Below are 21,543 nucleotides of genomic sequence, written 5' to 3' on the forward strand. Positions count from 1 at the left end.
GTGGGTCACCTCATCGCCGTGCGCCGTCACGGAGGGAGTGTGCAACGGCGACAACGCACAGCAGGACGGCCGTCAGCCCGGCCACGACCAGCGGGTGCGGGCCGGCCGGAAGCCCGCCTTCCCGGACCGCGCCCATGAAGTCGAGCAGGGACAAGCCGCTCACCGTGGAGTACCACAGCGGCAGGTAGACCGCCTGGAACAACCGGTGCCCCCGGCTGAGCAGGCCCAGGGCCAGCGCCAGGCCGGCGATGAACAACGCGCCGACGACCATGGCCGCCACGCCCGGACCGTCACCGGCCAAGACCATGCGCGCCAACGGTCCGACGCCGCACACGAGGGTGAACAGCACCCCCGCCAGCCACTCCGCGACGATCCGGCGGCCGGCCGACGGGTAGGACCCCAGGATCGCCTGCACCTCCGACTCGTACCGCTGCGAACCGAGCCTGGACCAGATCAGCACCGGCCAGATCCACGCCGCGGGCAGCACCGTCGACGTCACCGCGTCCACCGGCAGCACGAGCGCCGCGGCGGTGATCACGGCGGTGCCCAGCCACCACCACCGCCGGATCCCCAGCACCAGCACCCGGATCTCGCCGGCGAGCAGCCGGAGCGTGGACACCGCGCGCACCGTCACGACCGTGGTGGGCAGCCCCCGGTAGGGCGCGGACCGGGTCGCGCCCGGTTCCGGGACCGGCGGCGCGGCCACCGGGGCCGGTGCCCGCCCGGCCGAGGGGTCGAACCGGGCGAACCACAGCGCGGGCAGCAGCACCAGCGGCAGCGCGAGGAGCGCGAACACCACCCGGCTCGCCACGAACGCCCCGTCCACCTCGAACCCGTTCCAGAGGAACGTGCGCAGCGGGGTGTCGAGCTTGGTCAGCCCGAGGCTGAACTCCACGCCGGGGGCCGACCCCGCCGCTTCCTTCGCGGCCTGCAACGACTCCACGATCCGGTGGACGCCGAGACCGCCCAGCGGCAGGCCCGGCTGCTGGCCGACCGTCGCCGCGACCAGCCACACGAAGAACCACACGACGTTGCCGACACCGGTGCGCAGCACCGGCACGGTCTCGAACAGCAGCGCCGCGCCGGCGGTCAGCGCGACCACCGGGAGGGTGATCAGCAGGAACGGCTTCACCAGCGCCGGCACGTCGATCGAGGTCACCTCGCCTCGGCCCCACTGCATCACGACCGCCATGACGACCAGGACGCCGACCACGGACCCGAGCACCAGCAGGTTGCCGAGGAACTTGCCGAGCAGGTAGGTGGAGGTGCGCAGCGGGGTCGCCGCGAGCAGGACGCCCACCCCGGTGCTCTCGTCCCGCGCGACGGCGTTGCGCACGACGTAGAACCCGCCGAGCATCAACCACATCGCGGCGGCCAGCGCGGTCGTCGCACCGAGGTAGGCGCTGTTGTAGACACCCCGGTACCCGCCGACGTCCACGACCACCCACTGGGCGTCGGCGGCGGGGGCGGCGATGTAGCCCAGCGCCACGGCGGCGACCAGCACCGCCAGGTAGGCGGGCCGCCGGACCCGGTCCAGGAAGTCGCCCACGGCGAGCCGGGGCGCGGCCGACAGGGTCACGGGGCCACCACCCTGGCCGACTGCGGGACCGCGCCGGTGGACTCGCGGACGAGTCCGAGGTAGGCGTCCTCCAGGTTCGGCATCACCCGCTCCGCGTCGGAGTAGGGCTGCGACCGCGCCAGCAGCCGGACCCGCACGCCGCGCGGCGTGCGCACGGTGCGGCCCACGGCGTAGCGCGCCTGCACCGCGGCGACCTGCGTCGAGGGCACCACCACCTCCCACACCAGCCCGGTCACCCCGCCGAGCAGGTCCTCCGGCGTGCCGCGACCGCACAGCCGGCCGTTCGCCACGACCGCGATGTCACCGGCGACCGCCTCGATGTCGGACACGATGTGCGTGGACAGCAGCACGACCCGGTCGGCGGCCAGGTCGCCGAGCAGGTTGCCGAACCGCAGCCGCTCCTCGGGGTCGAGGCCGGCGGTCGGTTCGTCCACGATGAGCACGCGCGGGTCGGTGAGCAGGGTCTGCGCGATGCCCACCCGGCGCAGCATGCCCCCCGAGTACTTGCCCAGCGGTCGCTTCACCGCGTCGGTCAGGTTCACCAGCTCGATCAGCTCGTCGACGCGGGCGCGGGCGGCCCGCGCCGGGACGCCCTTGGCGGCGGCCAGGTAGGACAGGAACTCCCGCGAGGTCAGGTTCGGGTACACGCCGAAGTCCTGGGGCAGGTAGCCCAGCACGCGGCGCAGGACGTCCGGGTCGGCCACGACGTCCGCGCCGTCGAAGACCACCCGGCCGGAGGTCGGGCGGGTGACCGTCGCCGCGATGCGCATCAGCGACGACTTCCCCGCGCCGTTGGGCCCCAGCAGGCCGATCACGCCCGGCTCCAGCCGCATCGTGATGCCGTCGACGGCGAGCTTCCCGCCGCGGTAGACCTTGCTGACTTCGATGAGTTCAAGCATTGGATCAGGAAGCCTTCCGGACGATTACTTCGCCGTCGTAGGAGCCGACCGACACGGACCGCTCGCTGCTCGGGTCGCTGGTGAGCGCGGTGCCTTGCGCGCCGTCGATGCGGTAGGTCTCCGGTCCCGGGGGCAGCACCACCTCGACGTTGCCGGAGGCCCGCACGTCGACCCTGGTGGGCGGCGCGGCGAACGCCACCGAGACGTTGGCGTCGGCGGTCGCCTCGACCACCAGTTCGGCCGTCTTGGCCTGGGAGACCTTGATGTTGCCGCCCACGCTGTTGAGCCGCAGGGGTCCGCTGTGGCCGTCCACCCGGACCGCGCCGTCGTAGGTCGTCTGCACCGACAAGGCGCTGGACAGGCCCGTGGTCTCCAACACCCCGCCGGATGCCTTGACCTCGACCGACACCCCCTCGGGCACCTTGACGACGTGCGCGCCCTCGCACGAGCTGACCAGCGCGGTGCAGTTCACGCTCAGCTTCAGGGTCGACCCGCTGGAGGACCACTCCGCGTTGCCCGGCTTGGTGGCGCTCCCGGACAGCACCCGGTCCACCTGGACCGCCCGGCCGGCTTTGCCCGTCTCCAGGCGCACCGTGGCCTCGTTCGCCTCGACGGTGAGCCGGTCACCGGTGAGTTCGAAGCTCATCGTGTCGCTGCGCGACCCCGTGGCGGTACAGCCACCGGTCACCAGTACGACGCCGACGGCCGCACACACCACCCAACCACGCACTCGCACCACGTTCCCTCCCCCGCGCTCCGATCAGGGGTACAGGTTCGCGGGCGGGGCGCGGCGGGCACATCTCCCGATCGGGAGATATCGGCGGGGTTTCCTACCGCCGGCGGGCGCGGGAGGGCAGCGGCAGCGTCGCGGTCACGTGCCAGCCCGCGCCGTCGGGGCCGGCGGTCACCGTGCCGCCGATCGCGGAGACCCGTTCCCGCAGGCCGATCAGGCCGGAGCCGCCGGAGTGCCTGCTCGCCGGGCGCAGCGACTGGGCGCCGTCGTCGGTGATCGACACCTCCAGCGCCCGGTCGTCCGCGCGGGCCACCCGCACCACGACGGCGGTCGCGCGGGCGGCGTGGCGGCGCACGTTGGTCAACGCCTCCAGCACGACGTGGTAGGCCGTGGTGGAGACCGGGCCGGGGACCACGTCGACCAGGTCCCGGTCGAGGTCCAGCCGGGCCGGCGCGCTCCCGGTGACGGCGAACCGGTCGATCAGCTCCGGCAGGTCCGCGAGCCCCGGCGGCTGCCTGCCGGAGGGCTCGGCGGGGTCGGTCGGGTCGCGCAACGCCTGGAGCGTGTCGTCCATCAGGTCGAGCGCACGCCGGCCCGCGTCGTCCAGGCGGGCCAGCAGTTCGTCCACCTGCTCCCGGTCCAGCTCACCGATCCGGGCGGCCTGCACCTCCAGCACCATGCCGGTGACCTCGTGGGCGACGAAGTCGTGCAGGTTCCTGGCCACCTCCAGGCGCTGCTCCCGGCGCGCCTGCCGGACCGCCGCCACCCGCCGGTTGTCCGACGACCTCAGGTAGAGCCCGACCGCCCCGGCCAGCATGGTGGGGAACAGGACCAGCAGGCAGATCAGGACCACCTGCTCGGCGGTGTCGCCGGGCATCCGGAGGACGGCGCCCACCGGGGCGGCGGGCAGGGCCACCGCCACCAGCGCGCCCACCGCGACCGCCTGGCGCACCGGCGCGAACCGGACCACGCGGACCAGCAGCACCAGCAGCGCCCCGATCCCGAAGGCGGCCCAGGCGAGCAGCGGCTGGTAGGGCCCGGGGTAGCCGATGTCGAGCGCCAGCGAGGCGCAGGCGGCCACCGCCGCAGCGGCACCGACCCGCCCCGGCGACCACGGCAGCACCGCGATCGCGGCCACCAGGGCGGTCACCCCGGCGACCAGGAGGGAAGTGGGGGGACCGAACAGCGCGGGCGCGACCAGCAGCACCACGACGACCGCGCACCACCCACGACGCCGTGAGGTGCGCAGGGCGTTCTTCGGCCGCCGGAGGCTGATCGGGACGAGGCTCGGCACCCGCTCCACACTAGGGTCCGCACGCCCGGCGATCCGGCACACGCGCCAGGATCACCGGTTTGGCGCGACGTCCGGAGCCCCCCTCCGAACGGCCCAGTCGTCGGCCGGTCGCGGCCCGGCCCGCGGCCGAGCCCCCTCGCCTGGGGTCCGACGCCGTCCTAAGAGGACACGTTCGGGTGGTCAAGTGCCTGGCCGGCGTGTGGGTCCGTCACCCGATCGCCGGATGGCGCGATGCTCCCGCCGTGATAACGAAAGCACCCTTCGACCCATCGGGCACCTGCGGGATACCCGAGGTCGACGTCGCCGCAGCGCAAGTGCGGCGGCTGCACGAAGAACTGGCGCGGTTGACGGCGGCGACGATCGAAGCCGAGGCCGCGTACCTCGGCAGCGTCGCCCGCGCACACGCCGGCGGCCGGTTGGACCGGCACGGCCTGCTGGCCGCCTACGACCAGGTCAGGGCGAGGGCGCAGAGCGCCGTCCCGACCGGCGCGCGCGCCGTCCCGGAGGACGGAATCTGGCTCGGGCAGACCGGTTTCCACGGCCTGCGCCGCGCCGGCGGCTACCCCGGCACGGGGGCCCGGGTGGCGTTCGTGCTGTTCGGCGACGGCGGCCTGCCGGTGTTCATCGGCTACACCAGCCAGTTCTACCGGCGCGTCCACAACCTCGACCGCGAGGGCCTGACCTGGCGCTCGTGGCGGGCCGAGTTCTGCGCCGACCGCGAGGACTTCAGCCGGGTGCGCCACCGGTTCGTCGCCCGCTACGGCGAGCCCGACAGCGCCGCCCACCCGGCCCGCCCACTCGCGGAGCGCCACGTCGTCCACGGCCTCCGCCGCGGTGCCGCCTACGGAGAACCCCGCCGGAGCGGCCTGCGGCGCGAAGACCCCGACGAGGTCACCGACCACCACGACCCCGCCACCACCAGGCCGAACCACCCGACCGGACCCGGGAGGTACGCGCCCTGACCGAGCAGGACCCGCCCCGCTGACGCCCGGTTCGGCCTGCCGCGTCCGCCCGATCGCGCCGGACACCGGCCGTCGGGGGCCGGCAGGCCGAACCTCCGGTCCCCTGGTGCCGCCGGAGCGGCACGGCCCGAGCGGTGGGGCGGGCCGGAGCACGCTGGGCGTCACGGACCGGTGCGCTCCACACCGGACAGACCCGGTGCCGGCGCACGGGCCGCGAGCGGGTCACGGACCGACGTCATGCCGCCTGGGGTGTGCCGCGCAGGAACGTGACGACGTCGTCCCTGCCGTCGCCGTTGAAGTCGCCGACGTCGGGAACTTCGGCGGCCACCGAGAAGAAGTCGTGCCACAGCACACCGGTACCCACGAACCCGGAACCGTTGGACAACGCCACATACACGTCACCGCCGGTACCACGGAGGAACGTGACCACGTCGTCCTTCCCGTCGCCGTTGAAGTCGCCGACGTCGGGGACCTCGGCGGCCACCGAGAAGAAGTCGTGCCACAGCACACCGGTACCCACGAACCCGGAACCGTTGGACAACGCCACGAACACGTCACCGCCGTTGCCGCGCAAGAACGTGACCACGTCGTCCCTGCCGTCGCCGTTGAAGTCCCCGACGTCGGGAACCTCGCCGCTCGCCGAGAAGAAGTCGTGCCAGACCGAACTCGGGCCGAACGAGCTGCCCGTGGACAGCGCCACCCACACGTCCGCCGCGGTGCCCTGGGTGAACGTGGCGATGTCGTCGCGCCCGTCACCGTTGAAGTCGCCGATCTTCGGCACCTCGGCACCGACCGAGAAGAAGTCGTGCCACAGCACACCGGTACCCACGAACCCGGAACCGTTGGACAGCGCCACGAACACGTCGCCCGTGGTGCCCCGGGCGAAGGCGGCGATGTCGTCACGCCCGTCGCCGTTGAAGTCGCCGACCAGCGGGGTCTCCACGCCCGCCGCGAAGAAGTCGTGCCACTTCTCCCCGGTGCCCGTGAAACTCCCGCCGGTCGACAGCGCCACGAACACGTCCGCCGCGTCGCCGCGCGTGAACGTGGCGACGTCGTCGCGCCCGTCACCGTTGAAGTCACCGGTCAGCGGCACTTCGCCGCCGATGCCGAACCAGTCGTGCCACTTCCACCCGCTCTGCGCGAACCGCGCGCCGTCGGACAGCGAGACGTACACGTCCCCGGTCGAGTCGTCGGCGTGTGCGGCCGGTGTCACGGCCAGTCCGGCGATCGCCACCGCGCCGGCCAGCAGCGCGGTCGTTCTCCTGAACATGGGTTCCCCTCTCGTCACAACACCCCGGCACCGGGACACCGGCACCGGTCGCACGGCGGTGAACACCGCGGTTCTGGACGTGGCCGGGCGGTACCGCGCACGGTTACCGGGCAGGTCGGTGATGTCGACTCCGGCCGTGACCGACCCTAGTCACCGCGCCGAAGCCGTCGCGACCGCCTTCCGCCGCAACACCAGCGCCACCGGCCGGTGCGACCGGAAATGCCGTGCGGCGCAACAGGATTGTCTCGGCCACCGCACGATCCACGTGGTGTACCAACGTTGTTCGCCGGGTGGCCATCGGGTGCGCCGCACGCGCGGGCGCACCGCTCGATGTCCGGTGCGGTTGGCCCGGATCGGTGTCCACGGGGGGAAATCGCGCCCCGGAGGAAGCTCCGAGGATTCCTCGGCTCGCCGTCGGGCGGCCGGTGGCAGACCCTAGTTCAGGCAGCAGAGGCTGGCGTACAGGTCCTGCAACGCCTGGGACGGTTCCAGCGCGAGTTCCGCCACCAGGTGTTCGCGCAGGCGTTCGTAGGCGCGCCGCGCCCGGGTCACCTCGCCCGAGCGGGACAGCGCGATCATGTACTGGGCGCTGATGTTCTCGTGCCCGGGGTGCCGGGCGGTCAGGAACCCCAGCTCCTCCAACAGGTCGTCGTGCCTGCCCAGCCTGAGGTCCGCCTCGATCCGCTGCTCCAGCGCGCCCAGGCGCGCCTCCGCCAGCTCCGCGCGGTGCGCCGAGGTCAGCGGACCGAGGCGGACGTCCGCGCCCGCTTCGCCGTGCCACAGCCGCAAAGCCTCCGCGAAGCGCGACGACGCCTTCACGTCCTCCCCCTGGCGCACCGCGTGCCGCGCCTCGTCGGCGAGCCTGCGGAACACCAGGTGGTCCACGCAGTCCGGGGACGCCGCGAACAGGTAGCCGCGATTGTGGGTGACCAGGCCGTGATCGGCGTCCGGCAGCCTGCGCAGGGCCCGCCGGATCTGCAGCACGTAGGTCTGCAACGTCGACAGCGCCGTCTTCGGCAGCGCTTCGCCCCACAACTCCTCGATGCAGTCGTCCACCGTGACGATCGAATTGACCCGTAAGAGGAACAACAGCAGCAATTGGCGGCACTTCGGTGCGCTCGGCAGCACCAACGCGCCCTCGTGGACTACCGACAGCGGTCCAAGCACACGAATCTGCACGATTTCCCCCCGGTGACCGACACGCGGTACGACGGACCGGCGAGGCCCGCGCTCGCAAGGGGTTCCAGAAAGCGACGTCGGATCGGTTTTCCCACCGGTACCGGACTTCGAGTCCGGCTGCCCCCACCCGTGAGTGTAGCCGAGCACCGCTAGTCCGATGCGGTGACGTGATGCCAACTCGTCTCGCTCAGTTCCTCAGCGGCCGGTGCGATGGTGGGTCCACCGGCGTCCGAGGGAGAACCGTGCGCCGGGTGCGCCTACCACGATTCCAATCCATTGGAGAATGCGATGGCGACGACGTCCTCGATCGGAAAGGCCGTGCGCCTGGGCAGGTTGTCCCGACCCGGCGACGGCAGATACCTGTTCGTGCCGCTGGACCACTCGGTGTCCGACGGGCCGATCGCGAGCGCGGCGGCCGTCGACCGGCTCGTGCGCCTGTTGTGCGCCGGCGGCGTGGACGGCGTCGTCGTGCACAAGGGCCGCGCCCGCTTCGTCGCGCCGCTGCTCGACAGCCGCCACGCCCTCCTCGTGCACCTGAGCGCGAGCACCGCCCGCGCTCGCGACACCACCGCGAAGGTGCTCGTCGGCGACGTCGAGGAAGCCGTGGCGCTCGGTGCCGACGCGGTGAGCGTGCACGTGAACCTGGGCTCGGACACCGAATCCGACCAGCTCCGCGACCTCGGCGTGGTCGGCGCGGCGTGCGACCGCTGGGGCGTGCCGCTGCTCGCGATGGTCTACCCGCGCGGACCGCGGATCACCGCGCCCGCCGGCGGCGAACTCGTCGCGCACGCCGTCTCGGTGGCCACGGACCTGGGCGCGGACATCGTGAAGACGGTGCTCGCCGTGCCGGTCGACGAGATGGCCGACGTCGTGGCGAGCACCCACCTGCCGGTCGTCGTCGCCGGCGGCCCACTCGGCGGCACGGTGGAGGACTTCGCGCGCGCCGCCATGGCGGTCGGGTGCCGCGGGCTCGCGGTCGGCCGCCGGGTGTTCACCGACCCCGATCCCGAACGCGTCGTCCGCGCGCTCAACGCCACCGTGCACGGCGAGAACCGCGCGCCCGTACCCATCCCCCACGCAGAAATGGTTGGTGTGTCGTGAAACTCGCCTGGATCGACCTGCGCTCCGTGCCCGCCGAACGCCTGGAGGCCGTGGTCGACGCCGCGCTGCACGCCCGGGTGGACGCGCTGGTCGCCGACGATCCCGCCGTGCTCGCCCCACTCCCCCCGACCGTGCGGAAGGTGCTCACCGCGCCGGCCGGGAAGCCCTTCGACACCAACGGGAGGGCTCCGGGCCCCGACACCCCGGACGACGGGTCCGCCACCGTCACGCTGGTCGAGGCGCGCACGCCCGACGAGGTCGACGCGTTGACCGCCGCCGGACCGGACGCCGCCGCGTTCGTGCACGTCCGCGACGACGCCTCGCTGCGCCTGGCGTGCCAGGCCGCCTCGTCGTTGCCGCACACCGTCGTGCGCTTCCAGGACCCCACCAAGATCCCGCTGGAGATCGTGATCGCCGCCGCCGACTCCGCGCCCGGCGCGCTGATCTGCCACGCCGACGACCTCGAAGAGGCGGGCATCGTGGTGGACGTCCTGGAGAAGGGCTCGGAGGGCGTGCTGCTCGCGCCGAGGTCGGCGGCGGACGTGTTCGGGCTCGTCCGGCTGTTGCGCGGGACCACCCCGCCGCTGGCGCTGTCGAAGTTGACGATCCGGTCCATCCGGCACCAGGGGCTGGGCGACCGGGTGTGCGTCGACACCTGCACGCACTTCGAGCCCGACGAGGGCCTGCTCGTCGGCTCCTACTCGTCCGGCTTCATCCTGTGTTGCAGCGAGACGCACCCGTTGCCGTACATGCCGACGCGGCCGTTCCGGATCAACGCGGGCGCGCTGCACTCCTACGTCTACGGCGCGGACAACCGGACCAACTACCTCAGCGAGTTGCAGGCCGGCAGCACGGTCCTCGGCGTCAACGTCGACGGCGGCACGCGGCGGATCGTCGTCGGGCGCGCCAAGCTCGAATCGCGGCCGCTGCTGAGCATCGACGCCGAGTCCGAGGACGGCGTCCGGGTCAACCTGATCGTGCAGGACGACTGGCACGTGCGGGTGCTCGGCCCCGGCGGCTCGGTGCTCAACGTGACCGAGCTGAAGGAGGGCGACCAAGTCCTCGGCTACCTGGCGACCGGTCAGCGGCACGTCGGCTGGCCGGTCGGGGAGTTCTGCCTGGAGCGCTAGGGAGAGGACGGCGATGGCCGCGGACTGGTGGGGCGCGGACCTGCTCGGCTCGGGACCGGACTCGGCCCCGTGGGCGCACGGCCGCAACCCGGTGACCAAAGGCGTGCTGCGGGCCGAGGTCGCGCGCTGCGCCGCGCTGCTGGCCGTGCAGGGCGTCCGCGCGGGCAGCACCGTGCTGGTGCAGGGCGTCGCGAGTTTCACCCAGCTGTGGGCGGTGTTCGCGCTGTGGTCGCTGGGCGCGCAGGTCGTGCTCGCCGAACCGGGGGTGCGCCGGGCCGCCGTGGACGCGGCGACGGCCGGCCGGCCGGTGTTCCGGTTGTCGTTCGGGCCGGAGCCGCACGTCCGCGAGGTGTTCCGGGACGAGTGCGGCGTGATCCTGCGGCACGACCGGGCGGGTCGGCCGGCGACCACCGGGCACTGCCTGGTCCAGCTGTCCTCCGGCACGACCGGCGAGGTCCGCGCGGTCGGCCGGACCGCGACGTCGCTGCGGGCCGAACTGGCGCGCTCGGCGCTCGTGCCGGGGTTGCCGGGCCGGGGCGACCGGGTGCTGCTGCTTGAACCGCCCGCCCGGTCGTTCGCGCTGGTCGGCGGGGTGCTGCACGCGTTGGCGGTGGGCGCGGTCGTGCTGTTCGCGCCCGCCGCGCCGGCCGACGCGGACGTCGTGCTGGGCAACCCGCAGCACTTCGCCGCGCTGGCGGGCGCGCCGGCCGGGCGGCGCGGCCCCCGGGTCGCGGTGTCCGGCGGCGACGCGCTGCCGCACGCCGTGGCCCTGCGGTTCGCCGAACGGCACGGCGTGCGCGTCGGGCAGGCGTACGGCACCACCGAGACCGGGCTCATCGCGGCCGACCCGCTCGGCGTGCACGCGCCCGGCGTGGGCCCGCCGACGCCGGGGTTGCGGACCAGGGTGGTCGACGGCGGGCTCCAGGTGTGGCTGCCCGACCCGCCCCACCTGGACGCCGACCGGCGCGACGCGGACGGCTGGTTCGCCACGAACGACCTGGTGTGGCGCGATCCGCAGTACGGGGTGCTCCGGCTGCGCGGGCGCGCGGGCCGGGCCGGCGCGGTCGGCCGGGACGTCGACCTGCTCGCGATCGAGCACGTCCTGCGCGAGCACAGCGAGGTCCGGGAGGCCGTCGTCGTGGCCGACCGGGGCGTGGAGGCGCACGTCGCCGGCTCCCCCGCGCTCGACGAGCGGGAACTCGCGGCGTGGTGCCGCAGCCGGCTCGGCCCGGCGCCGCCGATCCGGGTGCACCTGCTGCGGGCGCTGCCGCGCACCACCAACGGCAAGGCGGTGCGCCACCCCGGCGTGCTGCGCGCCGCCGCCCGACCTTGACCACCACTCCCTGGGGGCACTCATGCTCGACCGGTACGCGACCGAAAGGCGGCGGTGGCACGCGGTGCTCGACCGCGACCCCGACGCCGACGGGTGGTTCTTCTACTCGGTGCGCACGACGGGCGTCTACAGCAGGCCGTCGTGCGTGTCGCGGCCCGCACGGCCGGAGAACGTGCGCTTCCACCGGACCGCCGCGGACGCCGAGCGGGCGGGTTTCCGGGCGTGCCTGCGGTGCCGCCCGAGGCAGCCGGCCGTCGACCCGCGGCACGTCGCGGCGGTCGCGCGGGCGTGCGCGCTGGCCGAGCGGGGCGGTGCGCCGCCGGCGCTGCGCGACCTGGCCGACGTGGCGGGGTTCAGCCGGTTCCACTTCCATCGGGTGTTCAAGGCCGTCACGGGCGTCACGCCGCACGCCTACCTGGCCGCTCGGCGCGCCGAGCGGGTCCGGGCGGCGCTGGCCCGCGCGGACACCGTCACCGACGCCCTGTACGGCGCGGGTTTCGGCTCGAACGGCCACTTCTACACCAGCGCGGGCGACATCCTCGGCATGACGCCGGGCAGCTTCCGGTCGGGCGGGGCGGGCGCGGTGATCCGGCACTGCGTGCTCACCCGGGAGACCGGACGGCTGCTGGTCGGCGTCGCGGAGCGGGGTGTGTGCGCGGTCTTCCCGGGCCGGCGCGACGCCGGGCCGGAGGAGCTGGTGCACCGGCTCGCCACGACGTTCGACCGGGCGGTGCTGGCGTCGGCGGACCCCGGCCTGCGGGCCCGGGTCGAGGCCGGTGTCCGCGCGGCGGAGCGGCACGCGCCGGCCGCCGGGCTGCCCGCCGAGATCCGCGCGGCGGCCGTGGACGCGCGGGTGCGGTCCGCGCTCGCGCGGGTCGTCCCGCCGTCGGGCGGCGCGTGACGGCGCGGTCACAGCCGCGTCCCGCCGCTCGCGTCCACCACCTGGCCGGTCACCCACCCGCCGTCCGGCCCGACCAGGAACGCGACCACGGCCGCCACGTCGTCGGGGCGGCCGAACCGGCCCAGCGCGGTCTGCGCGGCGATCTCCGCCGCCGCGACGGGGTCGTCGCGCAGCACCGCCGCGTTGGGGTCGGTGTCCGTCCAGCCGGGCGCGACGGCGTTGACCGTGATGCCGCGCGGCCCCAGTTCCTTGGCCAGCACCTTGGTGAACACGTCGACCGCGCCCTTGGTCGCGGCGTAGGCGATCGCGTCGGTGAGCGCGAGCCGGGTGACCGCCGACGACAGCGTCACCACCCGCGCGCCCGGTCGGAGTCGCGGGAGTGCCTGCTGGGTCAGGAAGAACGGCGTGCGCAGGTTCACCGCGACCATCCGGTCGAAGTCGGCGCGGGTCGCGTCCGGGAACGCGCCGGGCAGCGTGGTGCCGACGTTGTTGACCAGCACGTCGAGCGCCGGGTCCCGGCCGTCGTCGGCGCACGCGCGGTCGAACGCGGCCCAGAACTCGCCGACGCCGTCGTCCGCCCCGTCGCCCAGGACCGCGCGGAACGCGAACGCGCGCCCGCCCGCGTCCTCGACCGTCCGGACCACGTCGCGCGCGGCGTCCGCGCGGTGGGCGTAGTGGACGGCGACGGCGACGCCGTCCGCGCCCAGCCGGCGGGCGACGGCCGCGCCGATGCCTCGGCTGGCCCCGGTGACCAGGGCGGTGCGTGTGCTCACGCCGGGCTCCCTTCCCTCTTCAGGCGGAGGTGGACGAACATGGTCACGACGACGAGTGCCGCGCCGACCGCGAGCGCGCCCACCCGGCCGCCCGCGAGCACGGCCGCCGGCGGTGCCGAGGCGGTCGCGCCCCAGGCCGCGGCGACGCCGGCGAACACCGGGATGCCCAGGGCGCTGCCGGTCTGCAGGCTCATGCTGGTCAACCCGGTCGCCGCGCCGTGGTCGCCGTCCGGCACGCCGGTCGTGCCGATCACGAGGTAGGCCACGAGGCTGTGCGCGTGCGCCAGGAACGCGACCGCCATCGCGGCGGTCGTGTGCGCCACGCCGAGCGCGCTGCCGGGCACCAGGGCCAGTGAGCCGAACGCGACGGCCTGCGCCGCCACCGACCACACCAGCACCCGGTGCGCGCCGACCCGGGCCATCGCGCGTGGCGCGAGCAGGCCGCCGAGGACGAGCGACGTGCCGGCTCCCGCGAGCAGCAACCCGGTGGCGAGGGCGGACAACCCCTGCACGCGTTGCAGGTGCAGGGTGCTCGACAAGGACATGGCGGTGGCGCAGGCGACGACCGCGAAACCGGCCACGTTCGCCGCCTGCACCGCAGGCGCGCGCAGCAGCCGCACCGGTACCAGCGGGTCGGCCGATCTCCTCTCCACGTAGGGGAAGGCGACCAGGCAGAGCACTCCGACGACACCGGGCAGCACCGCCGAGGACCACCCGGTGCGGTCGGCGGTCGTCACGGCGTGGACGACGGCGGGCAACCCGGCGGTCACCACCACCGCACCGGGGACGTCGAGCCGGCGCCGGGCGGGCGGCGCACCGCTGCGCACCAACGCGAACGCGCCGATCAGCAGCACCGCGCCGGCGGGCACTCCGGCGAAGAACGTCCAGCGCCAGCCCGCGAACTCGGCCAGCAGCCCGCCCGCCACCGCGCCCGCCGTGAACCCGCCGCCGATCAGCGCGCCGTTCAACCCCAGCGCGCGGTCCCGCCGAGGCCCCGCCGGGAACAGGTCGGTGAGCAACGCCAACCCCGCCGGCGCGGCGAGCGCGGTGCCGACGCCCTGCGCCGCCCGCGCGGCCACCAGCACCCCGGCCGACCCGGCGAACCCGCCGGCCAGCGACGCCGCCGTCAACAGCGCCAACCCCGCCACGAACACCCGCCGGCGGCCGACCACGTCGGCCAACCGTCCGAACAGGACGCTCAGGCCGGCGGCGGGCAGCGCGTACGCCGCGTTGACCCACGACATCGTGCCCACGTCCAGCCCCAGGTCGGCCACCACGGCGGGCAGCGCGACGGTGAGCACGCTGAAGTCCGCCGCCACCAGGAACTGCGCGCCGAGCAGGACCAGCACCAGCGGTCGCGACACCGGCGACCGGGTGACCCGCATGCGTGTTCCCTCCGCCGCCGTCCCGAACCGGTGCCGACCGTAGGGACTCCGGACGCCGCCGTGCGCCCGGTTTCTTGCTCCCGTCTCCCGATCACCGCAGCAACATGACGATCGCTCGGCCGCGCTCACCGCGAATAGCGTGCCGGTGCGGCGGATTCCCCGGCCCGGAAGGACAACGCATGGACCTCACCGGAACCCACCGGTCGGCGGCGCGTCGGCTGGCGCTCGCCCTCGCGCCGGGCCTCGGCGCCGGCAACTTCTTCTGGCACGCCTGCCGGGTCGCCGGGTCCGCCGGCCTCGACCGGCCGCTGCTGCACCGGGTCGAGCCGGCGGGCAAGCGGAGCTGGACGTTGCGCGAGCTGCGCGACGAGGTGAGCCGGTACGCGGCTTTCCACGCGGCGCACGGCGCGCGCCCCGGTTCCCGGATCGGCGTCTACACCGCCGACGGGCTGGCCGGGCTCCTGCACCACGTCGCGATCACGGCGCTCGGCGGCGCGACCGTGCTGGCGAACCCGTCGATGGCACCGGAGGTCGCCGAACGCTACTTCGCCCGCACCGAGACGACGTTCGTCGTCGCCGACCGGCAGCGGCTGGCCGCGGTGGCCGGGCTGGACGTGAAGTCGGTGGACGTCCAGGAGGTCGACGCGCCGGCCCGGTTGCCCCGGCTGCACCGGCACTCCCCCGGCGACCTGGTGCTGGTCTCGCACTCGTCCGGGACCACCGGCGAGCCGAAGCCGACCGGGTTCGGGCACCGGTCGTTCTTCATCGGCAAGCGGGAACGGCTGTGGAACTTCCCGTCGCTGCGGTCGGACCGGCTGCTCTCGGCGCTGCCGCAGAGCCATTCCGCGGGCATCAGCTACGTGAGCCTGGCGATCCTGCTCGGCCTGCCGACGCTGATGGTGGACGACTCGTCGGGCGACGCGCTGGCGGCCGCGATCAACGGCTTCGAACCGACCGTCGTGATCGGTTTCCCGATCACGCTGGCAGGTCTGGACCCGGCCGCCGTCCAGGACCGCGCGGCGAACCGGGTGCACACCTGGATGGGCATGGGCGACGCCTCCCACGAACGGCACATCCGGCCGCTGGTGGAGTTGGGCGGGCGGTACGTCGACGGGCTCGGCTCGTCGGAGATGGGCATGGTGCTGTTCCGGGTCGCGCACACCCGCGACACCGACAACTACGGCCGGCTGATCGGCAAACCGGTCAAGGTGGTCCGCAGCGCGGCGGCCCTGGACCCGGCCGGCCGGCCGCTGCCGCCCGGCCGCGCCGGGTTGCTGGGCGTGCGCACGCCGAGCGTGACGCCCGGGTACGTCAACGACCCCGGGCTGGACGACATCTCGCGGCTCGGCGGGTACTTCCTGACCGGCGACGTGGTGCGCCGGACCGAGGCCGGCGACTTCTACCACCTCGACCGCACGCCCGACGTGATCGACGCCGAGGGCGGACCGGTCTACAGCCTGCCGCTGGAGGAGGTCGTGCTGCTGAGCACCGGCGCGTTCGACGCGGCCGTGTTCGCCGTGGCCGACCCGGACGCACCGGACCGCGCCGCGCCCGCCGGCGTGGTGCTGTTCGCCGGGCGGCGCGCGGCCGACGCCGACACGCTGCTGGCCGACTGCAACGAGGCCCTGGTGGCCGCCGGGCTGACGCCGTTGCGCGCGCTGGTCGTGGCGGCGGACCGCGCCGGGCTGCCGGTCGGCGTCACCGGCAAGGTGCTCAAGCGGGTGCTGCGCGAACGGCACGCCGGACTGCTCTCCGAACCGCCCCGCCCCGACGTCGCGGTGGCCCGATGACCTCCCCCGACCGGGTCGTCGTCGACCTGCTCACCGGCACGTGGCGGGCGCAGGCGCTGCACGCCGCCGCCGAACTCGGGCTGGCGGACGGGATCGCGGCGGGCCACCGCACCCCGGCCGACCTGGCGCGCTGGGCCGGTGCCGACCCGAGGTCGGTGCGCCGCCTGATGCGCCTGCTGGTGCACGCCGGGGTCTTCACCGACGGCACGTCGGGCTACGGGCTCACCGAGGTGTCGCAGCGGTTGCGCGCCGACGAGCCCGGCTCCCTGCGGGCGCTGTGCCGGCTCTACGGCGGCGAGTTCCACCGGGCGTGGGCGTCGGTCACCGAGGCGGTGCGCACCGGGGGCTCCGGGTTCGAGGTCGCGTTCGGCCGTTCGCTGCACGCGCACCTGGCCACCGAACCCGGAGCGGGCGGGCGGTTCCTGGACGCGATGGCGGCGGGCAGCTCGTTCTTCGCCGAGGTGCCCGACGCGTTCGACTTCTCGGCGGCGCGCACGGCGGTCGACCTGGCGGGCGGCGCGGGCGCGTTGCTCGCGGCCGTGCTGCGCCGGTACCCGCAGCTGCGCGGCACGGTCGTGGAGCTGGCGCACATGGCCCCCACGGCCCGCGCCGCGCTGGCGGAGTTCGGCGACCGGCAGGACGTGCTCGTCGGCGACGTCTTCCGGGACCGGCCGCCGGACGCGGACGTGTACCTGCTGTCGCGGGTGCTCCAGGACTGGGACGACGCGGCGTGCGCGCGGCTGCTGGCCCGCTGCCGCGAGGCGATGGCGCCGGACGCCCGGTTGCTGGTCGTGGAACGGGTGGTCGCGCCGGACGCGGCGCTCGCGCTCGCGTGGGACCTGCACCTGCTGGTCGTCGCGGGCGGGTCCGAGCGGACCCGGCCGGAGTACGACGCGCTGTTCGCCGCCGCCGGGCTGCGGGTGGAGCGGACGGCGGCGCTCGCGTTGGAGACGACGCTGTTCGTGGTCGCGCCGGTGTGAGGTCCGGGGACGAGAGGGGGTCGGCGGTGGACGCCGGGCACGTGGCCGTGGTCGGGCTCGGGCCGAGGGGCCTTTCGGTGCTGGAGCGGCTGTGCGCCAACGCGCCGGGCCTGCTCGCGGGCCGGGCGCTGCGGGTGACGGTGGTGGACCCGCACGTGGGCCGGGGCGGCCGGGTGTGGCGGCGGGACCAGGACCCGGCGCTGCTGATGAACACCGTGGCGTGCCAGGTGAGCATGTTCGTGGACGACAGCGTCGAGTGCGCCGGGCCCGTCGTGCCGGGACCCTCGCTCTACGAGTGGGCGCGGGCGCGGCCCGACCTGCCCGCGTGGGCCGCCGCCGAGGCGCGGGCGCTCGGCCCGGACGACTACCCGTCGCGCGCGCTCTACGGGTGCTACCTGCGGTGGGTGCTCGACCGGGTGCTGCGGACCGCGCCCGTCCGGGTCGAGCTGCACGGCGCGACGGCGCTCGACCTGCGCACCGCGCCGGACGGCTCCCAGGAACTCGTGCTCGACGACGGCACGGTGGTGACCGGCGTCGACTCGGTGGTCCTGGTGCAGGGCCACCTGCCCACCGCGCCGACGCCGTGGGAACGCGCGGCGGCGGACTTCGCCGCGCGCACCGGCACGCGGTACGTGCCGCCGGGCAACCCGGCCGACCTCGACCTGTCCGGTGTGCGCCCGGGGGAACCCGTGCTGCTCAACGGGTTGGGGTTGACGTTCTTCGACCACCTCGCGCTGCTGACCACGGGTCGCGGCGGCCGGTTCAAGCGGTCGGCCGACGACCGGTTGGCCTACCTGCCCTCCGGGCAGGAGCCGGAGCTGGTGGCCGGTTCCCGGCGCGGCGTGCCTTACCAGGCGCGGGGCGAGAACCAGAAGGGTGCGGCCGGGCGGCACACCCCGCTGTTCCTCACCCCGGCGACGGCGTCCCGGCTGCGCCGGGGCCCCGCCGACTTCCGGCGCGACGTGTGGCCGCTGATCGACCTGGAGGTGCGCTCGGTCTACTACCCCGCGCTGGCCGGGAAACCCGGCGCGGACGAGGCCGTCCGCCGGTTCGCGGCCACCGCGGCGGGCCAGGTCGTGCCGCCGCCGGACGACCCGTTCGCGGTGGTCGAGTCGGCCGCGGAACGGCGGCTGCGCGCGGACCTGGGGGTCGTGGACCTGCCGCGCTGGGACTGGGCGCGGGTGGCCGTGCCGTACGGGACGGCGGAGCTGGTGTCCGGCCCGGCGTTCCGGGCGTGGCTGCGTAGGCACCTGGGCGAGGACGTGCGCGAGGCCCGGCGCGGCAACGTCGACAGCCCGCTCAAGGCCGCGCTCGACGTGCTCCGCGACCTGCGCAACGAGATCCGCCTGGTGGTCGACCACGGCGGGCTCTCCGGCCAGTCCTACCGCGACGACCTGCGCGGCTGGTACACCCCGCTCAACGCCTACCTGTCGATCGGGCCGCCCGCGCGCCGGGTGGAGGAGCTGGTGGCGCTGGTCGACGCGGGCGTGGTGCGGCTGCTCGGGCCGGGCCTCGCGGTGCGCCTCGACGCGGACGCCGGCGTGTTCCGGGCCCGCTCGACGCTGGTGCCCGGCGACGAGGTCGCCGCCACCACCCTGGTCGAGGCCCGGCTGGCGGAAGGGGACCTGCACACCACCACGGATCCGCTGCTGCGCGCGCTGGCCGCGCGCGGCGACGTCGGCGCGCACCGCATCCACGGCCCGGCGTCCTCGGTGTACGCGACCGGCGGCCTGGCCGTGACGACGCGGCCGTACCGCGTGGTCGACGCGGCCGGTCGCGCGCACCCGGGCCGGTTCGCGTTCGGCGTGCCCACCGAAACCGTCCACTGGGTCACCGCGGCGGGCATCCGGCCGTGGGTGAACTCGGTGATCCTGTCCGACGCCGACGCGGTGGCACGGGCTGCCGTCGAGCACGCGCTGAGCCACCCGCGCACCCGGTGACACCGACACAACGAGGGAGAACAGCATGGTCGTGCGGCGCGGCGAGGTCTACGAGAACCCCGCCTGCAAGGAACGGGTCGTGATCAGGGTCGGCAACGACGAGACCAACGGCGAGCGCATCCAGTGGGACCTCTACCTCGAACCGGGCGGTGCCGTGGTCGGCGAGCACTACCACCCGTCGATCGAGGAGCGGTTCACGTTGCTGCGCGGGCGGCTCGGCCTGCGCATGGCCGGTCGCACCCAGATCTTCGACCGGGTCGGGCAGAGCGCGCTGGCGCCCGCGTACACGCCGCACTACTGGTGGAACGCCGGCGACGAGGAGGCGCGGATCCTGGTCGAGGTGCGCGGCGCGGCGGACCGGTTCGAGCAGATGGTGTTCCGCCAGCTGTTCCACCTCGCGCAGGACGGCCGGACCAACGCCCAGGGCATGCCCAACCTGTGGCAGACGGTGGTGACGTCGCTGGAGTTCGAGGACGTCATGCGGTTCAGCCGGCCGCCGTGGGCGGTGCAGCGGTTGGCGTTCCGGGCGCTCGCGCCGGTCGCGCGGCTGCTCGGCTACCGCGGCTACGACCCGTCGTACCAGGACCGGAAGCCGGCGGAGATCACCGAGCCGGAGCCGCTGCCGGCGGGCGTCGCGCAGGACGCGGGCAGGTGAGGCCGCGCGGCCGTCACGCGCCGACGGCCGCGCGCAACACGGCGGCCGGGTCCTGCGGGACCCGGTCGCCACGCCACGCCACGTGCCGGTCCGGCCGCACCAGCGCGAGGTCGCGGCCGTAGAGGTCGCGGACCACGTCCTGCGGGACGTCCAGCGCCGTCAAGGGGATCCCGTGCCGCCGGGCCGCCGCCGTGAACAGCCCCCGGTCCGTCGCGCCGCCCATCCGCAGCAACGTGAACCCGACGCCGAACCGGTCGTGCAGCGACCCGCCGTCCAGCCACGCGTGCGGCGCGCGGCCACCGGGCACGCCGGAGGGCTCGTAGACGTCGAACCGGTCGGGCGGCGGCACGTCGTCCGGTTCGGCCAGGACCACGGGCGAGCCGTCGTAGCGCGCGCCGAGCTGCCCGCCCAGCGTGTCGACCGTGCCCCGGCCGTACGCGGCGAGCAGCGCGCCGACCTCCGCCCGGACCGCCGCGCCCACCGGCGAGTCCGCCTCCAGCGCGGCCGGTCGCGGGATCGCGCCCAGGCCCTCGTTGAGCCGCCTGGCCGCCGCCGTGTTGCGCACCGCCACGGGCCGGCGTTCGAGTTCGTAGGAGGCCACCAGGCCGGGGCCGGCCCACCCGCGCACGGCGGCGGCGAGCTTCCACGCCAGGTTCACCACGTCGTCCGCGCCGGTGTTCATGCCGAAGCCGCCGTTGGGCGTGAACAGGTGCGCCGCGTCGCCCGCGAGCAGCACCCGGCCCACGCCGAACCGCTCGGCGACCAGCGCCGCGCCCGGCGTCCAGGCGCGCGAGCCCACCACCTCCACCGGCCACGGCCGGCCCACCGCCCGCCGCACGAGGTCGGCCAGCGCGCCGCCGCCCGCCCCGGCCGGGTCGACCGAGCTGGTCAGCAGGAAGAACTCGTCCGCGCCGTCGAGCGCGATCAGGTTGAGCGCCAGCTCGTCGTTGAACACCCAGTTGCTCCAGGCCCGGCGTTCGCGCAGCACGTCGGCGGTGAACCCGGGCAACCGCAGGTGGGCCGCGACCGCCGTGCGCCCCAGCACGTCCTGGTCGATCGAGCCGGGGCCGCGGTACCGGATGCCGAGCCCGCGCCGCACCGTGCTGCGCCCTCCGTCGCAGCCGACCGCGTAGGCCGCGCGCAGCACGCCCTCCCCCGCGTCCGACACCCACCGGGCGGTGACCCCGGACTCGTCCTGCGACACGGACGTGACCGTTGAGCCGTACCGGATCCGCACCCTCGGCCGGGACGCGGCCCGCTCGGCGAGCAGCCGTTCGACGTACACCTGGTTGGCCCGGTGCAGCGGTTCCGGCACCTGGTCGGCGGGCGACGCCTCGGCCTGCTCGCGCTGCGAGGGGTGCGGCAGGTCGGCCAGCACGAACCCGGTGTAGCGGGTGGCGAACCCGATGCCGGTCGGGTGGTCCCACGGCAGCCCGAGGCGGCGCACCCGGTCGGCCAGGCCGAGCGTCCGGTAGTGCTCCATCGTGCGGGCGTTGTGCGTGCTGCCCCGGGGGTGCGGGTGGGGGCCGGGCTCGCTGTCGAACACCACCGACGACACGCCGTGCCGGTCGAGGAACAGCGCGAGCAGCAGCCCGACCGGGCCGCCGCCGACGATCGCGACCGAGGTGTCCACGGCAGG

Annotated in this window: 18 protein-coding genes; 9 read left to right on the forward strand and 9 right to left on the reverse strand. The window is 74.9% G+C overall.

Features of this window, described 5'->3' with window-relative positions; translation table 11 throughout:
* Positions 1-10: 10 nt before the first annotated feature.
* From AC0HI0_RS15360 to AC0HI0_RS15375, 4 genes are all read right to left on the reverse strand, one after another.
* Positions 11-1,579: a hypothetical protein gene (locus tag AC0HI0_RS15360; protein ID WP_480933025.1), complete on the reverse strand. Its 1,569-nt coding sequence runs from the start codon at positions 1,577-1,579 to the stop codon at positions 11-13.
* Positions 1,576-2,478 carry an ABC transporter ATP-binding protein gene (locus AC0HI0_RS15365; RefSeq protein ID WP_480933026.1) on the reverse strand — a complete coding sequence of 301 codons (903 nt, stop codon included), beginning with the start codon at positions 2,476-2,478 and terminating at the stop codon, positions 1,576-1,578. The genes AC0HI0_RS15360 and AC0HI0_RS15365 overlap by 4 nt, the downstream gene beginning before the upstream one ends.
* A gap of 4 nt (positions 2,479-2,482) precedes the next feature.
* The gene (locus tag AC0HI0_RS15370) at positions 2,483-3,124 is read right to left on the reverse strand and encodes a hypothetical protein (RefSeq protein WP_480933027.1); all 642 of its coding nucleotides are present in this window, start codon (positions 3,122-3,124) and stop codon (positions 2,483-2,485) included.
* 184 nt (positions 3,125-3,308) lie between these two features.
* Positions 3,309-4,505: a sensor histidine kinase gene (locus tag AC0HI0_RS15375; protein WP_480933028.1), complete on the reverse strand. Its 1,197-nt coding sequence runs from the start codon at positions 4,503-4,505 to the stop codon at positions 3,309-3,311.
* 242 nt (positions 4,506-4,747) lie between these two features.
* Between AC0HI0_RS15375 and AC0HI0_RS15380 the strand changes: the two genes are divergently transcribed.
* Positions 4,748-5,467 (forward strand): hypothetical protein, encoded by a 720-nt coding sequence (locus AC0HI0_RS15380; RefSeq protein WP_480933029.1) that lies wholly within the window; start codon positions 4,748-4,750, stop codon positions 5,465-5,467.
* Positions 5,468-5,702: 235 nt separating this feature from the next.
* On the opposite strand, the gene AC0HI0_RS15385 is transcribed toward AC0HI0_RS15380, so the two are convergent.
* Both AC0HI0_RS15385 and AC0HI0_RS15390 read right to left on the reverse strand, forming a co-directional pair.
* Positions 5,703-6,737, reverse strand: a complete 1,035-nt coding sequence (locus AC0HI0_RS15385) for an FG-GAP-like repeat-containing protein (RefSeq protein ID WP_480933030.1) — start codon at positions 6,735-6,737, stop codon at positions 5,703-5,705.
* Positions 6,738-7,172: 435 nt separating this feature from the next.
* Positions 7,173-8,063: an AfsR/SARP family transcriptional regulator gene (locus AC0HI0_RS15390; RefSeq protein WP_480933031.1), complete on the reverse strand. Its 891-nt coding sequence runs from the start codon at positions 8,061-8,063 to the stop codon at positions 7,173-7,175.
* A 141-nt stretch (positions 8,064-8,204) separates the two neighbouring features.
* Between AC0HI0_RS15390 and AC0HI0_RS15395 the strand changes: the two genes are divergently transcribed.
* From AC0HI0_RS15395 to AC0HI0_RS15410, 4 genes are read left to right on the forward strand one after another with little or no spacing between them, the layout of a single operon-like run.
* Positions 8,205-9,017 (forward strand): 2-amino-3,7-dideoxy-D-threo-hept-6-ulosonate synthase, encoded by an 813-nt coding sequence (locus AC0HI0_RS15395; protein WP_480933032.1) that lies wholly within the window; start codon positions 8,205-8,207, stop codon positions 9,015-9,017.
* Positions 9,014-10,147 carry a 3-dehydroquinate synthase II family protein gene (locus tag AC0HI0_RS15400; RefSeq protein WP_480933033.1) on the forward strand — a complete coding sequence of 378 codons (1,134 nt, stop codon included), beginning with the start codon at positions 9,014-9,016 and terminating at the stop codon, positions 10,145-10,147. The genes AC0HI0_RS15395 and AC0HI0_RS15400 overlap by 4 nt, the downstream gene beginning before the upstream one ends.
* A 13-nt stretch (positions 10,148-10,160) precedes the next feature.
* Entirely contained in the window at positions 10,161-11,480 is a 1,320-nt protein-coding gene (locus tag AC0HI0_RS15405; RefSeq protein ID WP_480933034.1) for a class I adenylate-forming enzyme family protein, read from the forward strand.
* 22 nt (positions 11,481-11,502) lie between these two features.
* Complete coding sequence (locus AC0HI0_RS15410) at positions 11,503-12,381, forward strand: bifunctional transcriptional activator/DNA repair enzyme AdaA (protein ID WP_480933035.1); 879 nt, start codon at positions 11,503-11,505, stop codon at positions 12,379-12,381.
* Positions 12,382-12,389: 8 nt separating this feature from the next.
* On the opposite strand, the gene AC0HI0_RS15415 is transcribed toward AC0HI0_RS15410, so the two are convergent.
* On the reverse strand, positions 12,390-13,154 hold the full coding sequence (locus AC0HI0_RS15415) for an SDR family oxidoreductase (RefSeq protein WP_480933036.1): 765 nt from the start codon (positions 13,152-13,154) through the stop codon (positions 12,390-12,392).
* Positions 13,151-14,539, reverse strand: a complete 1,389-nt coding sequence (locus AC0HI0_RS15420) for an MFS transporter (RefSeq protein ID WP_480933037.1) — start codon at positions 14,537-14,539, stop codon at positions 13,151-13,153. Before AC0HI0_RS15420 ends, AC0HI0_RS15415 begins: the two co-directional genes overlap by 4 nt.
* Positions 14,540-14,718: 179 nt before the next feature.
* Here AC0HI0_RS15420 and AC0HI0_RS15425 point away from each other — a divergent pair, with 179 nt between their 5' ends.
* From AC0HI0_RS15425 to AC0HI0_RS15440, 4 genes are read left to right on the forward strand one after another with little or no spacing between them, the layout of a single operon-like run.
* Entirely contained in the window at positions 14,719-16,329 is a 1,611-nt protein-coding gene (locus AC0HI0_RS15425) for a class I adenylate-forming enzyme family protein (RefSeq protein ID WP_480933038.1), read from the forward strand.
* Positions 16,326-17,309 (forward strand): methyltransferase, encoded by a 984-nt coding sequence (locus AC0HI0_RS15430; RefSeq protein ID WP_480933039.1) that lies wholly within the window; start codon positions 16,326-16,328, stop codon positions 17,307-17,309. The genes AC0HI0_RS15425 and AC0HI0_RS15430 overlap by 4 nt, the downstream gene beginning before the upstream one ends.
* Positions 17,310-17,335: 26 nt before the next feature.
* Positions 17,336-19,249, forward strand: coding sequence for an FAD/NAD(P)-binding protein (locus AC0HI0_RS15435; RefSeq protein WP_480933040.1), 1,914 nt, complete (start codon positions 17,336-17,338; stop codon positions 19,247-19,249).
* A gap of 25 nt (positions 19,250-19,274) precedes the next feature.
* A complete protein-coding gene (locus AC0HI0_RS15440; protein WP_480933041.1) occupies positions 19,275-19,904 on the forward strand; it encodes a cupin domain-containing protein in 630 nt (209 codons plus the stop codon).
* 13 nt (positions 19,905-19,917) lie between these two features.
* Here the strand turns inward: AC0HI0_RS15440 and AC0HI0_RS15445 are convergent, their stop codons facing one another.
* Positions 19,918-21,537, reverse strand: a complete 1,620-nt coding sequence (locus tag AC0HI0_RS15445; RefSeq protein ID WP_480933042.1) for an FAD-dependent monooxygenase — start codon at positions 21,535-21,537, stop codon at positions 19,918-19,920.
* Positions 21,538-21,543: the final 6 nt, after the last annotated feature.

The sequence above is a fragment of the Saccharothrix sp. NBAS 001 genome, assembly GCF_056640475.1.